The organism is Erwinia sp. MYb416 (genome assembly GCF_037479575.1).
Classification (GTDB): domain Bacteria; phylum Pseudomonadota; class Gammaproteobacteria; order Enterobacterales; family Enterobacteriaceae; genus Erwinia; species Erwinia rhapontici.
Map to the genome: position 1 here is coordinate 98,649 of NZ_JBBGYT010000438.1, position 21,396 is coordinate 120,044.

Genomic DNA, 21,396 nt, shown 5'->3' on the forward strand with positions numbered 1-21,396 from the left:
CAGATTGCGTTTTGCAGAACAGAATTTGTGAGCGGTATGGCAGATAGAGATCAGGCCAGCTTGATCAGCACCATGCCCATCAGTAGCAGTGCCACCCCAATCCAGCCTTTGTAATTGAGGCGCTGCCCGAACATTACCCAGCCTGCTGCAATGGTCGCGACCAGCCCGAATCCACCCCATAATGCGTAAGCGACAGACAGCTCAATGCCTTTTACTGCCTGCGACAGCGCACTAAAGGCCGCCAGTACGGCCAGCAGTGACAGCACGCCCCAGACTTTATGCTTAAAACCATTCGACAGTTTAAGGAAGATATTGGCAGCGATTTCCAGCAGGGTCGCTGCGCACAGCCAGACGGCGTGTACCCATTCAAACGCTTGCATGCTGCCTCCTGCTGGTGGTACCTGATTTAATCAGGGCAATACCCGCGACCAGCGTCGCCAGACCGAGCATTTTGGCGGGCGAGATCGACTCATCGAATAACAGCACGCTGAACAGCGTAATAAATAAAATACCGATCCCTTCCCACATGGCATAGGCAACGCCGAGCGCAATTTTTTTAATCGAAACGGAAAGGGCAATATAAGAGAGGGCAATCATGATCAGCATGAGGAAATATCCCAGCTGATTATCGCTGACGCTCGACCACTTCATAAACAGCGTCCCGGTGATCTCAAGAGCGATCGCCAGTGCCAGTAACATCCAGTAAAACATGATTTTTTCCATCAACAAACATAACTACACGCCAGCCCGAAAAGAAGTCAGGCTGCCTGAAACAGCAGGGGATATGTTTTAGGAAAGGGGACTAAAGCGCGTTACGCCAGTGTTGTTCACCGGAAAGGGAATAAGCGGAAGAAAAAAGGGAAGAGCGGTTTTGCCAGGCCTTGCACATATTATCCATAATATTTACAACTTATCCGCGTTGTTGCTTCTCGTCGATGCGGAAAGAAAATTGTCCTCGGTGGTTAATGTTGCTCCTCTTTTACCCGATCATTGAGGGTTATGCTGGTTAATTTGCAATTCTTTACGCTGGTTTTTTACGTTATTTGCAGTCGATTTCACTGCCTTACATGTTGTAAGGCGTGATAACGCTGACTTTAGAAAATGGCGTCTGTTCTTCGGGAGGCGAAATAAAACCGTGAAACGCCAGAATACTGTGAAAAATGCGTCGGGCGTCCTGCTGTAATTCATGGTGGATAATCGCATCCAGCTTACCGTCACTGAGTAGCTGACGGTTTTCACTGTCGAGATCATGGCCAATAAACACCTCAATCGCGCGCCCCGCATCAGCAAAGGCGCGCAGGATCGCGGTGTTGCCTCCGCCTGCGCAGTAGACAGCGCCCAGCGATGGATGCTGTTCCAACTGCTGTGACAGGGCGCCGTAGGTCGGGGAATCAATGCCATACCCTTCACTGATCCGGCGTACTTTCAGCCCCGGTGCCATCGTCGACATCGCGGCACAGAACCCGTCTGCGCGCTCTTCCTCACCCAGAAAATGCGCACTGCCCGTGACCACCGCCACGTCCGGCTGATGCTGCCCCAGCAGGCGGGACATCAACCAGGCGGCGGTTTTACCCGCAGACGAATTGTCCATGCCCACATAGCGAATACGCTGGCTGTCCGGCAGGTCGGTCACCAGTGTGACTACCGGCACGCGCTGTTTAAGCAGCTCTTCAATCACCTGCGTCAGGTCCCGGCTGCTTTCCGCTTTCAGGATGATGCCGTAACTGTCGCTGGCGCAGCGTAGCATCAGCTGGCGGATCTTCTGCGCGATGATCTCCTCGAAAAGATGCAGTCGCAGGGTGAGACGAAAGGGGGCAAAGCTGCCCAGCTCGGCCAGCAGCGCATCGGTGACCAGCTGGCTGAAGCGGGCGGGAGTATGCATGATGACATCAACGGTAAGGGTTCTGCCGCTGGCCAGATTCATGCGCTGCTGCTGCTCCAGATCGCGGATTGCCTGCGAGATCCTTCGTTCGGTTTGGGCATGAACGGCACCGCGATTGTGAAGGGCGCGGTCTACCGTGGCTTTACTGACGCCTGCCTGGGCGGCGATCTGTTTAATGGAAAATTTCATCATTGAGGTCTTTCTGAGGTTATCCGTTCCGTAGAGAAATAATGTAGCGGTTAAATGAGTTGCAGGAAATCGTTTAATTGTGTAAAAAACCGTGTCAAATCTAACTGATAATCATTTTTATTTGCCTTTAGTTTCTTACCAGGAACCTGCATCCATGAATACCTCTCTGTTTAACCCGCGCGCGCTGGCTTGCGCGTTATCGTTTGCTGTACTTGCGGTGACCACCTCCGTATCGGCAAAAGTCCAGACCCTGACCGATGTCATTGGCCGTGAAGTGAAAGTTGACCTGCCCGCTAAGCGCGTCGTGCTGGGCTTTTACTTTGAAGACTACATGTCCGTGGGGGGCGAAAAAGCCTATGACTCAGTCGTAGGGATTTCCCGTGAAGCCTGGGAAGGCTGGGTGCCAGCGAACTGGAATATGCACGTCGCGCATCGTCCATCGCTGAAAAACATCCCGGATGTGGGTGAAGTGGAAGCACAGAGCTTCTCGGTAGAAAAAGTGCTGAGTCTGAACCCGGATCTGGTCATTCTTGCCGACTGGCAGTTCCAGGCTCTGGGCCAGGATGTTCAGCGCATTGAAAAACAGGGTATCCCGATTGTGGTCGTCGACTACAACGCGCAGACCGTTGAGCGCCATGTGGCCTCCACCCGCGTGCTGGGCACGCTGACCGGGCAGGATGCGCGCGCCAGTGAAATGGCGGCACTGTATGCCGGTGCATTGAAGCAGGTGGCGGATCGTATTGCTGCGGCGGGTAAACCTCAGCCAAAAGTGTATGTTGAGTTCGGCAATAAAGGCCCGGAAGAGTACTCCTTTACCTACGGCAAAAATATGTGGGGCTCAATGGCAACCGCCGCTGGCGGCAATAATATCGCCACGCCGTTCGTGGAGTGGTGGGGCCCGTTGAACCCTGAGCAGGTGCTGGCTTCAAAACCGGATGCGATCTTTATCTCCGGCCGTGAGAACAACAAAAATCCGCATGCGCTGCCGATGGGCCAGGGCGTGGATCTTGCTGAAGCGCGCACGAAGCTGAAAGGCTTTGAACAACGTCGTGGCTGGAACGAGTTACCGGCGGTGAAAAATGGCAAAGTCTTTGGCGTTTATCAGGGCGCATCGCGCACGCTGTCTGACTTCGCGATGGTGCAGTATATGGCGAAGCAGCTTTATCCTGAGCTGTTTAAGGATATCGACCCGCTGGCTAACTATCTGAACTTCTACAAAAAATACCTGCCGGTTACCCCGGAAGGGACGTTTGTGGTGAGTGTAAAAGAGTAAGTTGAAGATATCCCGCAAGGGCGGCCGCTTCTGGGCCGCCCCTTGTTGTGACACAGGACCGCTGAATGAACACTCCCACCGACAACCGTGCAGCCATTGCTGCGCATCGCGCGCGTGAAGGCAAACGCTGGCGCTACGTATTCCTCTTCCTGCTGCTGACCGCTCTCTGTCTGGTGCTGGATATTGCTACCGGCCCGTCGATGCTGGCGCCCTCTGAAGTGATTCGTTCACTGACCGGCATCGGTGAACGTGCGGCCATGACCGATGCTATTGTGCGTGAGTTTCGCCTGCCGATGGCGCTGATGGCGCTGGTGGTGGGTGCCGCGCTGGGGGCGGGCGGGGCACAGATGCAAACCCTGCTGAATAACCCGATGGCCAGCCCTTATACCCTGGGGATGGCGGCGGCGGCAGGCTTTGGCGCGGCGTTAAGCCTGGCCTTTGGCGGCTTTGGGTTGAATCCCATGATTGCTGTGCCGATTGGCGCTTTTATCTTCTCCATGCTGGCGGCACTGTTCCTGTTTATGCTGGCCTCAATGCGTCGGGTGCGTACCGAAACCATCATTTTGGGCGGCATCGCGCTGCTGTTTCTGTTCCAGTCGATGCTGTCGCTGATCCAGTTCCTCTCCTCCCCGGAGTTGTCGCAGCAGATTTTATTCTGGCTGTTTGGCAGCCTGACGAAAGCGACCTGGCCCACGCTGACGCTGACGGCGGCAGTCACGCTGGTGTGCTGCCTGCTGTTGATGGCGGACTCGTGGAAGCTGGCTGCGCTGCGTATGGGGGAAATGCGTGCGCTCAGCCTGGGGGTTAACGTGCGGCAACTGCGGATGAAAGTGCTGGTGATTGTCGCGGTCATGACCGCCACAGCCACCAGTTTTGTCGGTGTTATCGGGTTTATCGGGCTGGTGGCACCGCACATTGCACGCATGATGGTGGGGGAAGATCAGCGATTTTCCCTGCCGATGTCGGTGCTCAGTGGCGCACTGATGCTGTCAGCGGCGTCGGTGCTGTCTAAATCCATCGTGCCCGGTGCGCTGTTCCCGGTCGGGATCGTCACCGCCATTGTCGGCGTGCCTTTCCTGCTATGGCTGATTTTTTCTCCCCGGAGGAGCGCCCTGTGATCCAGCTTGATAATGTCTCTGTTCATCGCCAGGGACGGCCGATTATTGATGCAGTGAGCGCCGGGCTGGAAGCCGGTAAAATCCATGTGATTATCGGCCCGAACGGCACCGGAAAAACGACGCTGTTGAGTGCCATCTTTGGTGAGCTGGCGCTGGCATCCGGGCAGATCGGCTGTGGTGGACATCATCTGGCGGCAGGAAAACAGCCTGGCCGGGTGCTGCATGCCTGGCGTGAGATCTTCGCGTATTTACCGCAGGACAGCAGCGCCGATATTGGCCTGACGGTGCTGGAAGTGGTGGTACTTGGGCGGCTGGGCAAACTCTCGCTGCATATTGATGATGAAACGCTGGAAGCTGCCATGCAGCGCCTGGCGCAGGCCGGAATTGCCCATCTTGCCGGGCGCGACATCGCTTCGTTAAGCGGCGGTCAGCGCCAGATGGTGCTGTTTGCTCAGGTCATGATGCGTGAGCCTCTGGCGATGTTGCTGGATGAGCCGGTCAGCGCACTGGATCTCAAGCATCAGCTGGCGCTGCTCGACCTGGTCCGGCGTGAAACCCGGGCACGGGGTTGGGTGACGGTGATTGTGCTGCACGATCTTAACCTGGCCTGCCAGTATGCGGATAACCTGCTGGTGGTCGCGCAGGGGAAAATTCAGGCTGCCGGGAATCCGCGTGATGTGGTGACCGCCGAACTGATTGCCGCCACGTACGGCGTTGAGGTTGAGATCTTGCGCGATCGCGCAGGCAATCCGGTGATCCAGCCGCTCAGCACGGCGGTGTGATAAATCCTCAGGCAAGGGCACGGTGATCCTTTCGTGCCGCTGTCTGAGGTAATTTTAAAAAAAATCAGTACCAGCTCGCATTTCAAGGAATGATGGAGGGAAAGATCGCTCCGTCCGGTGTACGCTGCTCCCACAGGAGAATGTGGATTACAGGGCATGTACGAATTTACGTTGATTTTATTGTTACTACAGCAGATGTGTGTGTTTCTGGTCATCGCATGGCTGATGAGTAAAACCCGTCTGTTCATCCCTCTTATGCAGGTTACGGTGCGTCTGCCCCATAAGCTGCTGTGCTATATCACCTTCTCCATTTTCTGCATTATGGGCACCTATTTCGGTCTGCATATTGAAGACTCGATTGCTAACACGCGCGCCATTGGTGCCGTGATGGGCGGCCTGCTAGGCGGCCCGGTGGTCGGCGGTCTGGTGGGGCTGACGGGCGGATTGCATCGCTATTCTCTGGGCGGCATGACGGCGCTCAGTTGCATGATCTCCACGATCGCCGAGGGGCTGCTGGGCGGCCTGATGCACAGTTATTTGATCAAACGTGGACGCAGTAACAACGTCTTCAGCCCGCTGACGGCGGGCGTCATTACGTTTGTCGCTGAACTGGTGCAGATGGCGATTATCCTGCTGATTGCCCGACCCTTCCAGGATGCTTTGCATCTGGTGCAGAGCATTGCGGCACCCATGATGGTGACCAATACCGTGGGGGCAGCGATGTTTATGCGCATCCTGCTGGATAAGCGGGCGATGTTTGAGAAGTACACCACGGCGTTTTCGGCCACGGCGCTGAAGGTGGCTGCCTCGACCGAGGGGATATTGCGCCAGGGGTTTAATGAAGAGAACAGCATGAAGGTGGCGCAGGTGCTCTACAAAGAGCTGGATATCGGCGCCGTGGCCATCACTGACCGTGAACGCCTGCTGGCCTTTACCGGCACCGGTGACGATCACCATCTGCCGGGCAAGCCGATCTCCTCCTCCTATACCTGGCGTGCTATCGACAGCGGAGAAGTGGTCTATGCCGACGGTAACGAAGTGCCTTACCGCTGTTCGCTGCACCCCAATTGCAAACTTGGCTCGACGCTGGTGATCCCGCTCAGAGGCGAAAACCAGAAGGTGATCGGCACGATAAAGCTGTATGAACCGCGCAACCGCCTGTTCAGCTCCATCAACCGTACGCTGGGCGAAGGCATCGCGCAGTTGCTGTCTGCGCAGATCCTCGCCGGGCAGTATGAACGTCAGGAAGCGCTGCTGGCCCAGTCCGAAATCAAACTACTGCACGCTCAGGTAAACCCCCATTTTCTGTTTAATGCGTTGAATACGCTGATGGCGGTGATCCGCCATGACAGCGAAAAAGCCGGGCAACTGGTGCAGTATCTCTCCACGTTCTTCAGGAAAAACCTGAAGCGTCCGTCGGAGGTTGTCACGCTTGCGAATGAAATCGAACATGTGAACGCCTACCTGCAAATTGAGCAGGCGCGTTTTCAGTCGCGACTGAGCATCCGGTTGTGGGTGCCGCAGGAGCTGGCTTACTACCAGCTTCCTGCCTTTACCCTGCAACCGATTGTGGAAAATGCAATAAAACACGGCACCTCACAGCTGCCTGGCATCGGTGAAATTACCCTGAAGGCCAGCCGTGACGGGCAGCATCTGGTGCTGGATATTGAAGATAACGCCGGGCTTTATCAGCCCAAAGAGAGCGGTGGTGGGCTGGGGATGAGCCTGGTGGATAAACGTTTGCGCGTGCGATATGGCGACGCTTACGGTATCACCGTCACCTGTGAACCGGATTGTCTCACCCGCATTACACTGCGGTTACCGCTGGAGGAGCCCCTATGATCAGCGTATTGATTGTCGATGATGAACCACTGGCGCGCGAGAACCTGCGCGTCATGTTACAGAAAGAGCCGGATATCGAAATTGTCGGCGAGTGTGGAAATGCTGTTGAGGCGATCGGCATGGTGCATAAACTGCGCCCTGACGTACTGTTCCTCGATATCCAGATGCCGCGCATCAGCGGCCTGGAAATGGTCAGTATGCTTGACCCGGAGGACCGTCCCTGGATTGTCTTCCTCACCGCCTATGATGAGTTTGCGGTGCAGGCATTTGAAGAACATGCTTTTGACTACCTGTTGAAACCGGTGGAGGTTCCGCGACTGGAGAAAACGCTGATGCGCCTGCGTCAGGATCGCCACGGGCAGGATGTCTCCGTGCTGCCGGATAATCAGCAGGATCTGAAGTTTATTCCCTGCAGCGGTCAGAGCCGTATCTATCTGTTACAGATGCAGGACGTGGTATTTGTCAGTAGCCGCCTGAGCGGGGTGTATGTCACCAGCCAGGAAGGGAAAGAGGGCTTTACCGAGCTGAAGTTACGCACGCTGGAAAATCGCACACCGCTGCTGCGATGCCACCGTCAGTTTCTGGTGAACATGGCGCATCTGAAAGAGATCCGCCTTGAGGATAATGGCCAGGGAGAGCTGTTACTGAGCAGCGGTCACACCGTGCCGGTGAGCCGCCGCTATCTGAAAAGCCTGAAGGAGGCCGTGGGCTTGTAAGCTACGGTTTTAAGCCGGCAAAGGCCGCACGGATTTCCTCTTCCGGTAGCTCAATGCCGATAAATACCAGCGTGCTGGCAGGCTGTTCATCAGCCTGCCACTCGCGATCCCAGTCAGCACTGTACAGTCGCTGTACGCCCTGGAACAGCAGGCGGCACGGCTGATCGGCAATCCACAACATCCCTTTGTAGCGCAGCAGCTTATCGGCAAAACCGGCCAGCAGATCCTCCATCACTTTCGACACCGCCTCCAGTGCCAGCGGGTAGTCCAGCTCCAGCACTATGGAGGAGATGGCATTCTGCTGCTGTGGGATAAACTGAAAACGCGGTTTTGGCGTGACGATCGCCTCTTCCAGCATAAATCCCCGGGTATCAAACAACAGCGCCAGGTCAATATCGCCATGGATCACCGGGTAAATCGGTGCACGCGCATTGATGCGTTGCAAACGCTCCATCAGCTCCGGCGGCGTGCCACTGATATCCGTCTTGGTCAGCAGAATGCGGTCGGCGTAGCCTATTTGCGACTGCGCCAGAGTAAACTGATCCATCTGCTGCCCGGCATGTACGGCATCAACCAGCGCGATCACGCCGTCCAGCAGATAGCGCTCGCACAGGATCTCATGGGAGAAAAAGGTCTGAATAATCGGGCCAGGATCGGCCATGCCGGTGCATTCGATGATTAAGCGATCGAAGGTGATGTCGCCGTTATCCCGGCTGTCCAGCAGGTCGAGCAAGGCGGTTTCCAGCTCCCCGGAACGGGTACAGCAAATACAGCCGTTAGTAAGGGTAGTGATTTGCGTGGCGCGATCGCCAAGTAGCTGATTATCGACGGCGACGGCACCAAACTCATTCTCAATCACCGCAATTTTGTAGTCCTGCTGTTCATGCAGAATATGACGTAACAGCGTGGTTTTTCCCGCGCCGAGAAAACCGGTCAGTACCGTGACAGCAATGGGGGTCATAGGTTATCTACCTTGATAGTCGTCTTGCATCAGCAGCAGCGCATGCCGCCTTTTCCATCTCCGCCATAGCGCGCCTGCTGGCGCTCTCGGAAGAACTCTTTATAGGTCATCACCGGTTTATCCGGGTGATTGGTCTGCATGTGTTCAACGTAGGTATCGTAATCAGGAATGCCGACCAGCATACGCGCCGCCTGGCCGAGGTATTTCTTCGCCGCGCCTAAGTTATCGAACATGATGTATTCCCTGTTGTACAGATCGGAGTAAGGGCGAGGCATGCCTCGCCCGTCTTTTAACAGGGTTAATGGCCGGATGACACCTTAACCCCTTCTTTCGGCACCGGAACGTAAGCGGTTTCCGTATCGGTTGGTTCACTGGACTGGCGTGCGTTCAGCCAGGCTTTAATGCCGTAGAAGATAATACTGTACACCACTATGAGGAACAGAATACTCAGACCCGCGTTAGTGTAGTTGTTGATCACAATATGATTCATATTGCTCACCTGTTGAGCCGTCAGCTCAGCGCCTCCGGCGGCCACTTTGGCTTTGTACTCGCTGGCCATATAGAAGAAACCTTCCATCTGCGGATTGGTGCTGAACAGCTTGAGCGCCAGCGCCCAGGTGGTACAAATCAGCAGCCATACAGCAGGTAGCATCGTCACCCAGATGTATTGCGTACGCTTCATCTTAATCAGCACCACGCTCGCCAGTACCAGCGCCACCGCGGCCAGCATCTGGTTGGAAATACCAAACAGCGGCCACAGGCTTTTCACGCCGCCCAGTGGGTCAACCACGCCCTGATACAGCAGGTAGCCCCACAGCCCGACACAGCCTGCGGTGCCGACAACACCCGCCAGCAGTGAATCGGTTTTCTTCAGGAAAGGCACAAAGTTACCCAACAAATCCTGCAACATAAAGCGGCCGGAACGGGTACCGGCATCCAGCGCGGTCAGGATAAACAGCGCTTCAAACAGAATGCCAAAGTGATACCAGAAGCCCATATCGGCAATTGGCATAATTTTGTCAAACACATGGGCAATCCCGACGGCCAGCGTTGGCGCACCACCCGCACGGTTCAGCACCGACGGCTCACCAATATCTTTCGCGGTTTGCAGGATTTGCTCAGGAGAAATCACAAAGCCCCAGGAGCTGACGGTGGCTGCCGCCTGAGCGGTCACATCCTGCAGCTGCGCCATAATCATTGGCGCGTTGGCACCGCCGAGCTCATGCAGGTTTGGCATGACGATGCCGAGGCCTGCGGGGGGAGTGTTCATCGCGAAGTAGAGACCCGGTTCGATAATCGAGGCCGCGACCAGCGCCATCACCGCAACAAACGACTCCATCAGCATGGCGCCGTAACCGATAAAGCGCGCATCGGTTTCACAGGCCAGCAGTTTCGGCGTGGTGCCGGAAGCGATCAGCGCATGGAAGCCGGAAACGGCACCGCAGGCGATCGTAATAAACAGGAACGGGAACAACGCGCCTTTCCACAGCGGGCCAGTACCATCAATGTACTGTGTCAGCGCCGGCATTTTCAGTTCAGGATTGAGAATGACAATCCCGATGGCCAGGCCAACAATCACCCCAATTTTCAGGAAGGTGGCCAGATAGTCACGCGGGGCCAGAATCAGCCACACGGGCAGCAATGCAGAAATAAAGGCATAGCCAATCAGCGTGAAGGTGATGGTGGTGTCTTTAAAGGTCAGTGCCGGGCCCCAGTACGGATCGTGGGCAATCACGCCACCAAAGTAGATCGACGCTATCAGCAGGATCACGCCAATAACGGAGATTTCCCCGACCCGCCCCGGCCGGATAAAGCGCATATAGATGCCCATAAACAGCGCAATCGGCACCGTTGAGCAGACGGTAAACACGCCCCACGGACTTTCAGCCAGCGCTTTCACTACGATCAGGGCCAGCACCGCAAGGATGATAATCATGATCAGGAAGCAGCCGAACAGCGCAATGGTACCGGGAACCGGGCCCATCTCATTTTTGATCATCTCACCGAGTGAAGCACCGTTACGGCGCTGGGAGATAAACAGCACCATAAAGTCCTGTACCGCCCCGGCCAGCACCACGCCCGCCAGCAGCCACAGCACGCCGGGCAGGTAGCCCATCTGCGCCGCCAGCACCGGACCGACCAGCGGCCCCGCCCCGGCAATCGCCGCGAAGTGGTGCCCAAACAAGACGTTACGGTTGGTTGGCACATAGTTCAGGCCATCGTTATTGATCACCGCAGGCGTCGCGCGGGTCGGGTCGAGTCTCATCACCTTCTGGGCGATGTAGAGGCTGTAATAACGATATGCCACCAGATAGACCGACACGGATGCCACAACGATCCACAGCGCACTGATATGTTCGCCGCGTCTGAGTGCGACCACGGCCAGACAACACGCACCGATGATCCCGAGAATCATCCATGGTATGTGCTTGAATAGCTTGTTTTTATTCATAGGGAAACCTGGCTTTATACGAAGTTAGATGGTGTGCAATCGAAAGAGTTTTATACCAGCGATATGGTGGCGAATTTATACAGAAAGCAGGGGGATAATTCGTTGAGTGGCGATATGGGGGATTAAGCGGTAGCTTACCGACGTAAAGCGGTTTCGCCGGTAAACTTAAGGGTGGAAATATGTGACTGGGGTCTCACTGAGGCTGTCTGTTTTTTCAGGGGCTTGGAAACGTCTCGTCGCGGGTTGCATGCGAGACCGACGCTCGTCTCAAATGAATATCATCAGTTATTCTGGCCTGCGATAATCTTGCTCATGTTGATACCCGTGACGCCAAAACCGCTGGTCTCATAGATATGGCGAGCACGAGCATTATCTCCTGCAACGCGCAGTCTAATCTCTTTAAAACCCTTTTCCCGAAGATTATCTTCAAAGGCGCGAAGAGTTTGTTTACCCAGCCCTGTGCCCTGGAAAGAGCTGAAGATATGAAAATCGTAGATAAAAACTGTACGCATAATCGTATCTGGTTTATACCAGAGATAGCCTACATGCATTTCAGTCTTATCTAATCGCGCAACCAGGGACATTAAAACCTGCCCACAGGTATTAACGCCTTCCGCAAGCGCTTCTGTTATTTCCTGCTTTGCTCTCACAAGAGAAGCACTTGGGGATAGTCCATAATTTGCCCCTATCTCGTTGGCATAATCTGGAATAAAATATTCAAGATAAGCAGGGAACTCGTCTTCTGTCATTAAGCGGAAGGTGATCATCTCTTACTCCTTAGTGATGAATACAACTGATAAACAGGACAATATTAACAGCATACCACCCTACCACTCCCTGTTATCTGGAAGACGGCGGCGTCCTGCTTTCGCTCAGTTGTCGGTGCTGTTCCAGTTCATAATCAATAAATGCGCCAATCATTGCGCGGTACACTTTCTCGATAATCTCTTCCGGCAGATGGTGTTCTGCGGCCTGCTGACGCACTTTATCAATCACCTTCTGCACACGATCCGGTGCACGTACGGCATCACTGTCTTTCTTAAATGCCGCGGCGGCTTTTACACATTCTCCCCGTTGGGCAATCAGCGCCACCAGGCGGATGTCGATCTGGTCGATGCTCTTTCTCACATCGTCAATAGAAGTAAAGGTCATGGTTGATCTCTTGTACTAGTTTTGTAGATCAAGCTTACCTAAAGTGATGCACATTGACCAGCAGGAAAAGCGGTCAGCCTCGTTAATGTAAATTTCTCTGGTTTGGATCATTTTTATCCTGAATTTGCTCAATATTGCTGATATAACGAAGGCTCAAAAAATTATCTTTTATGAAACTTTTCAATAGCTCAGGGACTTTTCGCTGAATTTGACTTAAAGGAAGGGCGATGAGCGAACACTCAGGAAGAACAGATAATATGGCCTCTGATTATGAACCTCTGGCGTCAATTCTTGCACGCCGTGCGCACCTGCGTGCGTTGTTTGTCAGCCAGCAGTTTGCGGCACTCGATGCATTACTTGAACAGCAATCCCAGCCCTGGCTGAACGGTGTCAGTGAAGCGTACGACTATGAGTGGAGCATCGACATGCTGTTCGACCCGCTCCAGCCGGTGGCTGATACCCTGGCCGCGCTGGAGGCGTGGGTCGCCCTTCATCCTGATTCCTACCATGCTCATCTGCTACTGGGGTGCTACTGGGAGCGTGCCGCGGGCCGTATCCGTACTCAAAATGGTGGTGATTACGTGACAGACGACCGCTGGATGGGGGCGGAACTGGCGCGTGATTCAGGCATTGCCGCCTATCTGCGCGCGCTACCTTTGCATCCGAAACCCGCGTATGCGCTGTTCCGTATTTTCCGTCTGAGCTGTTATCTGGGTGAGCCGCAGTGGTTATTCGCACTGGCGCTGGGTGAACAGCCCGACAGCTATACGCAGCGCCAGTCTGAGGTCGACCCGGAGGTCTGGGCCGCTGGCATGCAGTGGTTGCGCGAGGAAGGGGGCAGTGAGCTGGCCATTATCCCTCAGGCCCTGCCGGCATGTTTATCGCCGCGCAGTGAAGAGGAGCAACAGAACAGTAAGCTTTACTGGCTGCGGCTGCGGCTGACGCTGGACGCGCGCCCGAATCTGTACACCATCCTCAGTTCCTGGGTGCATTTCCTCTATCCGCGTTGGGGCGGGAGCCATCAGGAAATGTCGGCGTTTATCGACAGTGACTGGTGTCGTGGATTGACCGAAAGTGAACGTAACGGTTTACGCATGACACAGGCCTGGGATTATCTCGGCTATGTGGCGTTAATGCCGGAGGAGGATGATCGGGAGAACATTGCTTTTTGTCTGCGGCAATATGATGCCCTGTTAGCACTCAACCTGACTCCGCGCCAGCATGCCTCTGTGCTGCGCAGTTTTGCCAACTTCCTTTGTCACTACGCGCGCACGGAAGAGGACGGTGAGGTGCACTGGAACAAGCCAGAGATGCAGCAGGCCTACGATGCGCTGGTCAAGGCATGGCAGGTTGATCATCCGGTTGCCGATCCTGGGCTTCATGATGCGTTCAGCTCTTTACTCTCCTGCCTGGATTTTGCGGGTATTGAGGACAGCTTTGGCCTGCGCCCAATGTGGCTGGAGCGCAGTCAGCAGTGGGGCGACTGCCAGTACGAGGTGCTGGTGGCGGGGCTGGCCAGCAAATACGGCTTTTATGGCATCCGTCAGGGGCAGTTTGACCATGAGCGACTGATCCCGCTGGGCCTGGCGCTGGAGTCCGATCTTGATATCGGCCAGGCAGGTGCCAACCTGTTTGAGTCTGTATCCGAAGAGGCGGGGATTTTCCTGACGCAGGCCGCGGCTGACGCCGGTGATGCCTCTGCAATGGCCGGATTATACGACCTCTATTCGGGCCGGATGTCGCGCCGCTATGGCCGCGATGCCACAGCCTGGGAAAATCGCGAGCAGGCTCTGGCGTGGATGGAACGGGCAGCAGAGGCCGGTAACGTGATTTGCCAGTACAACCTGGGGTACGTCATTTCCCGTGAAAACGAGATTGTTAACGCACAGCAGTATCAGCGTGCACGCGATCTGTTTATCGGGGTGATGAATGCCGCTAATGTCGGGCTGGAAGTCTGGCAGCGCGCCACGCGTGAGCTGTCGGGATTGATCCTGTTTAATCAGTACGCCAGCGATGCGGATCGTCGCTTTGCGGTGGAAGAGGTGCTGGCTGCACTGTGGAACGATGAACGCCCTGACAATCAGGAGTACGCCGCCGCCTATTATGCTCACGCCTTCTTTACCGGTTCTGGCTGCGTTGCAAACCGTTATCTGGCAAAAGTCTGGGTGGATCGCGGTCTGGCCATCAGCCCGCAGGATGAATATTTGCTGGAACGTGCAGGCGAGATTTATCAGCGCGGTGCCCTGTTCGGCGGATTGCGTTCATCAATGGCTTTTCGTCGCGATAAAGCGCGCATGGATGAGCACGGCAGGGCAATGACTTTTGATGCCGTAGAATAAGATAAAAAGTGGCTGCATGCAGGGGCAGCCACGCTCTCGATGAATGATTCACATAAGCACACACGGAGTAAATACTAAAAAAATAGTGATAATAGAATCTGCACTGGTTAACCAAAAATAAAAATGATAAATATTATTCCGAATGGAAAGTAAATGTACTTCAAGGAGAAGAAGTAATTTATGGATATTTATCTAAACAGAAGAAGTAACGATAACAAGTACTTCTCTGCCATGGGGCAGTCTGCTGCCTCGGATTTATACCGGGTGGCAGAAATCGTTGCCGGGAAACATATACGCGATCACTTTATCCGCGCCCGGTTTCTTGACGAGGTGAAAGCGTTTGCTAACGCTAATCTTCATGAAATCAATAAGTCTAAAAGTGATGCTCAATGCAAAGCCGCCATTAATAATATCAGGGAGGAGAGCAATAACATCAGCACTCAGGGCGATCGACTGACGATGGGGCAGGCAAAGATCTTTCTTACTGTCAGTATGGAGAAGTATAATAAAGAGCTGGGATATACCATTGATGCTGTGAATCTTGTCGTGGGTACGGTGCAGCTAGCAGGCGGGGTTTCTATAGCAAGGAGTGCAATTAAAACGGCATCTCTGATAGGGAAGATCGCAGGTTCCTACGTTGCCATTAGCGGTGGGAGTTCAGCAACAGAAAGTCTTTATAAATTAAATGGTGATGCTAACCCACCTAGTTTTTTGAAAGATGCCTACGTTGGGGCGGCTAAGTTCATGGGCTTTAATAAGAAGTTAGGTCTGACAGCCTACCACTCGATGGAAATCATCAGTTCCGCCTATGGCGTGTTCAGACTGGGCCTCAAGCCTGGCGCACATAGGTTGTATAGATTTATTCCTGCTGATTTTCGTATTCAGGTTAACCAGATGAGTAGAGCATCGTTAACTCTTGAAATACTGGTTTCTGGTAATAATTTGAGGGTGATTTCTGGCATGAATTTTAATAATAAGTCCACGCCATAGTTAGTTGTAAATTGCCACGTTGTAAAGCGTGGCTTATTATTATTTTTTTCTTTTTTTGTACATCCATGATTTTAACCCTAACAGTACGGGGAATACGACGGATGAGCATATAATGACAATGCAGATGATAAAGGCATTTCCTTCTATTATTTTCCATGTTGGATACTCTTTTGATATGCATGTGGCATTCAAGAGAAAAAGCATGGTTAATGTTATATATATGATTAATGAAAAGCTTGAGCCCAGATCTTTGATCACCTCTCTCAACGTCTCATCATAATCTAAGTCATTATCTCCCTCAAACTGCTCATCTTGTTTCGCCCGTTCTCTGGCTCTTCTGAATTTTTTTAAATCTTTTTCGCTAAAACCGTTGGCGAGTAAATCCTTTTCTAATTCGGTCATGGTTCCCTCCTTTTATTCAATCATCCTTGTCATTCCCTTATCAGGTCGCGCTGCGGTGAGAGTAGAGGATAAGTCGGTTGAAAGACAGTCCTGGGATAAGAAAATTCATCTGCATCATGAAAAATGGACTATTAACTATTTATTTTTCATTAAGCTTAATCTCCTTCCATCAAAAAAGTGCAGTTACCATGTGTATCTCGATATTCTGTACCTCTTCCGCGTGACATCGAATAATTAATTTGTTAATAAAATCCTGATGAGATAGTTAATGTACTTCAAGGAGAAGAAGTAATTTATGGATATTTATCTAAACAGAAGAAGTAACGATAACAAGTATTTCGCTGCAATGGGGCAGTCTGCTGCCTCGGATTTATACCGGGTGGCAGAGATCGTTGCCGGGAAACATATACGCGATCACTTTATCCGCGCCCGGTTTCTTGACGAGGTGAAAGCGTTTGCTAACGCTAATCTTCATGAAATCAATAAGTCTAAAAGTGATGCTCAGTGCAAAGCCGCCATTAATAATATCATGGAGGAGAGCAATAACATCAGCACTCAGGGCGACCGGCTGACGATGGGGCAGGCAAAGATATTTCTTACAGTCAGCATGGAGAAGTATAATAAAGAGCTGGGTTATACCATTGATGCTGTGAATCTTGTCATGGGTACTGTGCAGCTAGCCGGCGGGGTTTCTATAGCAAGGAGTGCAATTAAAGCGGGATCCATGGTGGGGAAAATTGCTGGCTCTTACATTATTATAAGCAGTGGGACTTCAATGTTAGAAAATATTTTAAAATTATATGGAAAAGAAGATCCACCAAATTTTTTAAAAGATGCTTATGTAGGTGTTGCTAAATTTATGGGTTTTGACCGGAGGATAGGGCTTACAACTTATCATTCTATGGAGATTGTCAGCTCCGCCTACGGTGTCTTTAAAATGAGCCTCAAAGCAGATGCCTGGCGACTCTATAAATTCATTCCATCTGATTTTTATATTCAGGTTGGCAGGATGAGTAAAGCATCTTTAATGTTGGAAGTGGTTGTTTCAGGTAATAACTTGAGGCTTATCTATGGAATGCATTCAGGTGGTGAACTGTAATATTTAATAATAATGTCTGAGTTGCCACACATTTTAATGCGTGGCATTTTTATTTATTATTTTTAAATCTTTTTTTGTATAAGCATGATTTTAATCCCAGCATTAATGGATTGGCAATGCTTGAACATAAATAAACAAAAACGGTAATGATAAAACTTAGTGTCATCATCTCTAGTGTTGAGTACTCTTCTGATATTCGTGATGTATTAAAAAGAATGAGTATAACTAAAATAGCATATGTAATGCACAAGAAAGTTGAACCCAATACCTTGATCTCCTCTCTCAACGTATCATCATAATCTAACGCATTATCACCCTCGACCTGCTCATCTTGTTTCGCCCGTTCTCTGGCCCTTCTGAGTTTTTTCAAATCGTTTTCGCTAAAACCGTTGGCGAGTAAATCCTTTTCTAATTCGGTCATGGTTCCCTCCTTTTATTCAATCATCCTTGTCATTCCCTTATCAGGTCGCGTTGCGGTGAGAGTAGAGGATACGGCGGTTGAAAGACAGGTTTGGGAGAGAGGAAACCATCAATACCCCTAAAAATGGATAATTAGCGATTTATGGCGAAATAAGCAGAAGGCGAGAAAGCAGGGCTGCAACAGCGTGCAGCCCGGGAATATCGGATTACTGGCTGATGGTCTGTTGCAGCGCAGCAATGGATGAGGTAACGCCGGCCTCAACAGACATGGTGAGATCTTCCATCTCCAGCGATACCCAGTCGTTGTAGCCCATCATGCGCACAACGGAGAAGAACTCTTTCCACCACTGCAGATCCTGACCGCAACCAACCGCCACGTAGTTCCATGCACGGTTTGCCACATCTTCTACCGGTTTGGTTTCCAGCAGGCCGTTAATTCCCACCAGACCGCGCTCCAGGCGCACATCTTTACCGTGTACATGGTGGATCGCCGGACCAAGTGCACGTGCCGCGGCAATCGGGTCCGCGCCCATCCACAGCAGGTGGCTTGGGTCGAGGTTCAGGCCCACCGTTGACCCAACGGCATCACGCAGGCGGAACAGTGTTTCCGGGTTCCACACCAGCATGGAACTGAAGTTTTCCAGCGCAAATTTATCTACGCCGCACTCTTTGGCACGGGCAACCAGCCCCTGCCAGTAAGGGATCGCGACCTCGTTCCACTGATAGTCGAGGCAGTTTTTCAGCGTTGGCGGCCAGCTTACGGTATAGGTGATCCAGTTCGGGATGGTGTCATTCGGGCTGGCCGGCGGCAGGCCACTCATCATCACGATTTTCTTCACGCCAAACTCACCAGCCAGCTGTAACGCTTTGTCGGTGTCGCTTTTGTGGCGCTGGCCCAGCTCGCCCGGGTCGAGCGGGTTACCGGACACGTTCAGCGCGGCAATCTGCATGCCACGGCTTTCCAGCGCCTGAAGAACCTGCTGGCGTTTAGCCTTGCTTGCCAGCAGTTCATCTGTACGCAGGTGAGGCGCGCCCGACCAGCCGCCGGTGGTCATCTCCACTCCGTAAACGCCCAGCTCCAGTAATTTATCCAGCATTTGTTCGAAGGGCAGATGGCCCAGGCTGTCGGTACAGAACGATAATTTCATCTTGCTAACCTTACTCGTAATTGACCCAGGTGGAGCCGTTGTCGGCAGAACGTACACAGTTTTCAATCCAGCGAACGCCTTCCAGGCCGGCGTCAATATCGGGATAAATCAGGGTATCCAGCGTCTGCTGGTCACCGCGCTGCTGGGCGCTGATGGCAATGGCAAATTTCAGATAAATATTGGCCCAGGATTCGGCCAGGCCTTCGGTGTGCAGCGCGCCCAGACGTTCATCGGCCAGTGCGCTCTCATCCAGGTAAGGCATACCGTGATGCATCATCTGCGTGGGTTTCCCCTGGGTTTCATACTTCAGTTCGCCAGGGTTATAGTCGTTCCACTCCAGGCTGGCCTGTGAACCAATCACGCGAATAAACTGGCTGTCCATGGAACCTGCATTAATTGATGATGCCCACATACGGCCTACTGCGCCGCCTTCGTAATGCATCAGCACCATCGCGTTATCTTCCAGCGGGGCGCGGGACGGGATAAAGCTCTGACGGTCACACAGCAAAGACTTGATGTGCAGATCTGGCAGCACCAGCTGTGAGATATAGAAGGTATGAGTAGAGATATCGCCCAGCACGAAGGTTGGCCCGGCAATTTTCGGGTCAACGCGCCACTTCTGGGCTTCGCTGAACTTGTCGGCGCTATCATTGGCGCTGAAGCCGTGGGTGTATTGCAACTCCACCATGCGTACGTCGCCGATGTCACCGTTGGCGATCATCGCGCGCATCTGCATCAGCAGCGGGTGGCCGGAGAAGCCGTAGGTGACACCCACGATCAGCCCTTTGGCCGCCGCCAGCGCTTTGATTTCACGCGCTTCGGTTGTGGTGAAGAACAGCGGCTTCTCGCAAATTACATGGATACCCGCATTCAGCGCCGCTTTGGTGATTTCATAGTGGGTGCCGTTCGGCGTAGCGATGGTAACGACTTCGATACCGTCATCACGCTTCGCTTCTTCCGCCAGCAACTGCTGGTAGCCGTCGTAGCAACGCTCTGCGGCCACGCCGAGGTTAACGCCGAAATCCCGGCCGCGTGCGGCATCGATATCGAATGCGCAGGCCACCAGCTGATAGGCGGTGTTGTCGCGCAGCGCACCGCTACGGTGTTTATAACCGACCTGGCTCAGGCGGCCGCCGCCAATCATTGCCCAGCGAAGTGGGCGGGGGATTTTTCTTTCACCATTTAACATTTTCGACTCCTGAGTTGTTGTGTGCACCCGGGTGCAAAATAGGGCGTAATCGTGTTCGTTTCAAACTGAGAAAAGCGGTGATGCAACTGCTTGTCATGTGCTGCACTCTTCAAGATGGCGAATATTAAGTCAATCGACATCATGCAAAACTCACAAGGTTGATCACAAAATTTCAACAAAATGCACCCGGGTGCATCTATTTTTTTATTGGCCCACAGAGTGGGTGCCTTCGGCTTACTTCTTATTTTTCTCGGTGAAGCTCAGGTAGTTTTCTTTGGTGACAACCTCATAAGGGATCCAGTTGTAGGTCTCGGTTTTCTGTTTTTCTACCAGTGACTTAACCACTTTTACAGCCCCGATAGCCTGGCCTTTGGCATCCTGGAAGACGGTGACAGCCATTTCGCCATTTTTAATAAATTGCAGACCATCCGGCGTGCCATCAATGCCTGCTACGACGATGTTGGATTTCTTCGCCTGATTGATTGCCATGATCGCACCAATCGCCATTTCGTCATTGTTGGCAGCGATGCCGTCAATCGGCGCACCGTTGAGCAACCAGCTGGACGTCACATCCACCGCTTCGTTACGCTGCCATTTCGCGCTCTGTCTTTCGATCACTTTCATCTCTTTATGCTGTGCGATCACTTCTTCCACCGCTTTGGTACGCTCGCGTGCCTCTTCGTTGGAGAGCGCGCCCATCAGAATGGCGATATTGCCTTTGTAGTTCATTTTCTTCGCCATCGCTTCCATTTGCAGCCTGCCGCTCAGGGCCGAGTCCGAACCGACATAGGCCTGGCCCGCACCGAGTTTGACTTCCGGTTTACGGTTAACGAACACCAGCGGGATGTTGGCGCGCTTCGCCGCCTGCATCATTGGCAAAACGCCCTGGGTATCCACCGGATTGAGGATAATGGCGTCCACGCCCTGGTTGATAAAATCGTCAACCTGCTGGATCTGCAATGCAACGTCGCCTTTGGCATCAGAAAACTGGCTGTCCATCTCAAGATTTTTCAGCTCGCCGATCATCTGCGTGCGTAGAATGGAGACAAAATTTAAATCGAAGTTAGCCAACGCCACGCCGACCTTCACGGTCTTTGCCTGTGCGCCGAATGCCAGCAGGGCACTGAACATTACCAGTAATACTTTGAATATTTTCATTGGGTTATTCCGTAGGTTGAGGTTTTATCGTTATAGAAATATTTTTATGCAACCGGGTGCAAAAAAGGACCGTTATCTGCCACGATGTGAAGGTGGCTTCCCGGTGCGTCTGAGGAATGTCGGCTACGCCTAAAATTTAGTCAATCCCCGAAAGATCAAATCATCGGTTTCCGTCACAAAAAAATAACATCTTGCACCCGATTGCAAAAATAATTGCAATCGGGTGCAGAGATCGAACATAATCGCAACATTAGTAGGGGAACTCCTAAGACGACAGCGCCAGG

21 protein-coding genes are annotated in these 21,396 nt (G+C 52.8%); 8 read left to right on the top strand and 13 right to left on the bottom strand.

The window, feature by feature from the left end; genetic code table 11:
- Positions 1–50: 50 nt before the first annotated feature.
- The 3 genes from mdtI to WH277_RS09875 form a co-directional block, all read right to left on the bottom strand.
- Positions 51–380, bottom strand: coding sequence for a multidrug/spermidine efflux SMR transporter subunit MdtI (mdtI, locus tag WH277_RS09865; protein WP_133843596.1), 330 nt, complete (start codon positions 378–380; stop codon positions 51–53).
- Entirely contained in the window at positions 367–711 is a 345-nt protein-coding gene (gene mdtJ, locus WH277_RS09870; RefSeq protein ID WP_133843594.1) for a multidrug/spermidine efflux SMR transporter subunit MdtJ, read from the bottom strand. The genes mdtI and mdtJ overlap by 14 nt, the downstream gene beginning before the upstream one ends.
- A gap of 352 nt (positions 712–1,063) precedes the next feature.
- Positions 1,064–2,074, bottom strand: coding sequence for a LacI family DNA-binding transcriptional regulator (locus WH277_RS09875; protein WP_339505463.1), 1,011 nt, complete (start codon positions 2,072–2,074; stop codon positions 1,064–1,066).
- 151 nt (positions 2,075–2,225) lie between these two features.
- Between WH277_RS09875 and WH277_RS09880 the strand changes: the two genes are divergently transcribed.
- The 5 genes from WH277_RS09880 (at position 2,226) to btsR (ending at position 7,802) form a co-directional block, all read left to right on the top strand.
- On the top strand, positions 2,226–3,344 hold the full coding sequence (locus WH277_RS09880; RefSeq protein WP_133843592.1) for an ABC transporter substrate-binding protein: 1,119 nt from the start codon (positions 2,226–2,228) through the stop codon (positions 3,342–3,344).
- A gap of 65 nt (positions 3,345–3,409) precedes the next feature.
- Complete coding sequence (locus WH277_RS09885) at positions 3,410–4,462, top strand: FecCD family ABC transporter permease (RefSeq protein WP_133843590.1); 1,053 nt, start codon at positions 3,410–3,412, stop codon at positions 4,460–4,462.
- Positions 4,459–5,244 carry an ABC transporter ATP-binding protein gene (locus WH277_RS09890; RefSeq protein ID WP_133843588.1) on the top strand — a complete coding sequence of 262 codons (786 nt, stop codon included), beginning with the start codon at positions 4,459–4,461 and terminating at the stop codon, positions 5,242–5,244. The genes WH277_RS09885 and WH277_RS09890 overlap by 4 nt, the downstream gene beginning before the upstream one ends.
- A 156-nt stretch (positions 5,245–5,400) precedes the next feature.
- Positions 5,401–7,086 carry a sensor histidine kinase gene (locus WH277_RS09895; RefSeq protein ID WP_339505466.1) on the top strand — a complete coding sequence of 562 codons (1,686 nt, stop codon included), beginning with the start codon at positions 5,401–5,403 and terminating at the stop codon, positions 7,084–7,086.
- Entirely contained in the window at positions 7,083–7,802 is a 720-nt protein-coding gene (gene btsR / locus WH277_RS09900) for a two-component system response regulator BtsR (protein WP_133843584.1), read from the top strand. Before WH277_RS09895 ends, btsR begins: the two co-directional genes overlap by 4 nt.
- A 1-nt stretch (position 7,803) precedes the next feature.
- On the opposite strand, the gene yjiA is transcribed toward btsR, so the two are convergent.
- From yjiA to WH277_RS09925, 5 genes are all read right to left on the bottom strand, one after another.
- The gene (gene yjiA, locus WH277_RS09905) at positions 7,804–8,763 is read right to left on the bottom strand and encodes a GTPase (RefSeq protein WP_167864012.1); all 960 of its coding nucleotides are present in this window, start codon (positions 8,761–8,763) and stop codon (positions 7,804–7,806) included.
- A gap of 29 nt (positions 8,764–8,792) precedes the next feature.
- A complete protein-coding gene (locus WH277_RS09910; protein ID WP_133843580.1) occupies positions 8,793–8,996 on the bottom strand; it encodes a YbdD/YjiX family protein in 204 nt (67 codons plus the stop codon).
- 65 nt (positions 8,997–9,061) lie between these two features.
- Positions 9,062–11,215: a carbon starvation CstA family protein gene (locus tag WH277_RS09915; protein WP_133843578.1), complete on the bottom strand. Its 2,154-nt coding sequence runs from the start codon at positions 11,213–11,215 to the stop codon at positions 9,062–9,064.
- Positions 11,216–11,496: 281 nt separating this feature from the next.
- Positions 11,497–11,982, bottom strand: coding sequence for a GNAT family N-acetyltransferase (locus WH277_RS09920; protein WP_167864014.1), 486 nt, complete (start codon positions 11,980–11,982; stop codon positions 11,497–11,499).
- Positions 11,983–12,055: 73 nt separating this feature from the next.
- Positions 12,056–12,367: a chorismate mutase gene (locus WH277_RS09925; protein WP_339505471.1), complete on the bottom strand. Its 312-nt coding sequence runs from the start codon at positions 12,365–12,367 to the stop codon at positions 12,056–12,058.
- 227 nt (positions 12,368–12,594) lie between these two features.
- Between WH277_RS09925 and WH277_RS09930 the strand changes: the two genes are divergently transcribed.
- Positions 12,595–14,706 carry a DUF4034 domain-containing protein gene (locus tag WH277_RS09930; protein ID WP_339505473.1) on the top strand — a complete coding sequence of 704 codons (2,112 nt, stop codon included), beginning with the start codon at positions 12,595–12,597 and terminating at the stop codon, positions 14,704–14,706.
- A gap of 180 nt (positions 14,707–14,886) precedes the next feature.
- Entirely contained in the window at positions 14,887–15,696 is an 810-nt protein-coding gene (locus WH277_RS09935; RefSeq protein WP_133843572.1) for a DUF4225 domain-containing protein, read from the top strand.
- A gap of 39 nt (positions 15,697–15,735) precedes the next feature.
- On the opposite strand, the gene WH277_RS09940 is transcribed toward WH277_RS09935, so the two are convergent.
- On the bottom strand, positions 15,736–16,098 hold the full coding sequence (locus WH277_RS09940; RefSeq protein WP_339505475.1) for a hypothetical protein: 363 nt from the start codon (positions 16,096–16,098) through the stop codon (positions 15,736–15,738).
- Positions 16,099–16,393: 295 nt separating this feature from the next.
- Here WH277_RS09940 and WH277_RS09945 point away from each other — a divergent pair, with 295 nt between their 5' ends.
- Complete coding sequence (locus WH277_RS09945; protein ID WP_339505477.1) at positions 16,394–17,197, top strand: DUF4225 domain-containing protein; 804 nt, start codon at positions 16,394–16,396, stop codon at positions 17,195–17,197.
- A 49-nt stretch (positions 17,198–17,246) separates the two neighbouring features.
- On the opposite strand, the gene WH277_RS09950 is transcribed toward WH277_RS09945, so the two are convergent.
- The 4 genes from WH277_RS09950 to WH277_RS09965 all read right to left on the bottom strand — a co-directional run bounded on the left by WH277_RS09950 (position 17,247) and on the right by WH277_RS09965 (position 21,112).
- Positions 17,247–17,618, bottom strand: coding sequence for a hypothetical protein (locus WH277_RS09950; RefSeq protein ID WP_159338615.1), 372 nt, complete (start codon positions 17,616–17,618; stop codon positions 17,247–17,249).
- Positions 17,619–17,823: 205 nt separating this feature from the next.
- Entirely contained in the window at positions 17,824–18,765 is a 942-nt protein-coding gene (locus tag WH277_RS09955) for a sugar phosphate isomerase/epimerase family protein (protein WP_171148846.1), read from the bottom strand.
- A 10-nt stretch (positions 18,766–18,775) separates the two neighbouring features.
- Positions 18,776–19,954, bottom strand: coding sequence for a Gfo/Idh/MocA family protein (locus tag WH277_RS09960; RefSeq protein ID WP_339505480.1), 1,179 nt, complete (start codon positions 19,952–19,954; stop codon positions 18,776–18,778).
- Positions 19,955–20,188: 234 nt separating this feature from the next.
- Positions 20,189–21,112, bottom strand: coding sequence for a substrate-binding domain-containing protein (locus WH277_RS09965; RefSeq protein WP_133843564.1), 924 nt, complete (start codon positions 21,110–21,112; stop codon positions 20,189–20,191).
- Positions 21,113–21,396 lie beyond the last annotated feature (284 nt).

Excerpts from the sequence above, each read along its gene's own strand:
- mdtI (WP_133843596.1), bottom strand. The coding sequence starts at position 380 with ATGCAAGCGTTTGAATGGGTACACGCCGTCTGGCTGTGCGCAGCGACC.
- mdtJ (WP_133843594.1), bottom strand. The coding sequence starts at position 711 with ATGTTTTACTGGATGTTACTGGCACTGGCGATCGCTCTTGAGATCACC.
- WH277_RS09875 (WP_339505463.1), bottom strand. The coding sequence starts at position 2,074 with ATGATGAAATTTTCCATTAAACAGATCGCCGCCCAGGCAGGCGTCAGT.
- WH277_RS09880 (WP_133843592.1), top strand. The coding sequence starts at position 2,226 with ATGAATACCTCTCTGTTTAACCCGCGCGCGCTGGCTTGCGCGTTATCG.
- WH277_RS09885 (WP_133843590.1), top strand. The coding sequence starts at position 3,410 with ATGAACACTCCCACCGACAACCGTGCAGCCATTGCTGCGCATCGCGCG.
- WH277_RS09895 (WP_339505466.1), top strand. The coding sequence starts at position 5,401 with ATGTACGAATTTACGTTGATTTTATTGTTACTACAGCAGATGTGTGTG.
- btsR (WP_133843584.1), top strand. The coding sequence starts at position 7,083 with ATGATCAGCGTATTGATTGTCGATGATGAACCACTGGCGCGCGAGAAC.
- yjiA (WP_167864012.1), bottom strand. The coding sequence starts at position 8,763 with ATGACCCCCATTGCTGTCACGGTACTGACCGGTTTTCTCGGCGCGGGA.
- WH277_RS09910 (WP_133843580.1), bottom strand. The coding sequence starts at position 8,996 with ATGTTCGATAACTTAGGCGCGGCGAAGAAATACCTCGGCCAGGCGGCG.
- WH277_RS09915 (WP_133843578.1), bottom strand. The coding sequence starts at position 11,215 with ATGAATAAAAACAAGCTATTCAAGCACATACCATGGATGATTCTCGGG.
- WH277_RS09920 (WP_167864014.1), bottom strand. The coding sequence starts at position 11,982 with ATGATCACCTTCCGCTTAATGACAGAAGACGAGTTCCCTGCTTATCTT.
- WH277_RS09925 (WP_339505471.1), bottom strand. The coding sequence starts at position 12,367 with ATGACCTTTACTTCTATTGACGATGTGAGAAAGAGCATCGACCAGATC.
- WH277_RS09930 (WP_339505473.1), top strand. The coding sequence starts at position 12,595 with ATGAGCGAACACTCAGGAAGAACAGATAATATGGCCTCTGATTATGAA.
- WH277_RS09935 (WP_133843572.1), top strand. The coding sequence starts at position 14,887 with ATGGATATTTATCTAAACAGAAGAAGTAACGATAACAAGTACTTCTCT.
- WH277_RS09940 (WP_339505475.1), bottom strand. The coding sequence starts at position 16,098 with ATGACCGAATTAGAAAAGGATTTACTCGCCAACGGTTTTAGCGAAAAA.
- WH277_RS09945 (WP_339505477.1), top strand. The coding sequence starts at position 16,394 with ATGGATATTTATCTAAACAGAAGAAGTAACGATAACAAGTATTTCGCT.
- WH277_RS09950 (WP_159338615.1), bottom strand. The coding sequence starts at position 17,618 with ATGACCGAATTAGAAAAGGATTTACTCGCCAACGGTTTTAGCGAAAAC.
- WH277_RS09955 (WP_171148846.1), bottom strand. The coding sequence starts at position 18,765 with ATGAAATTATCGTTCTGTACCGACAGCCTGGGCCATCTGCCCTTCGAA.
- WH277_RS09960 (WP_339505480.1), bottom strand. The coding sequence starts at position 19,954 with ATGTTAAATGGTGAAAGAAAAATCCCCCGCCCACTTCGCTGGGCAATG.
- WH277_RS09965 (WP_133843564.1), bottom strand. The coding sequence starts at position 21,112 with ATGAAAATATTCAAAGTATTACTGGTAATGTTCAGTGCCCTGCTGGCA.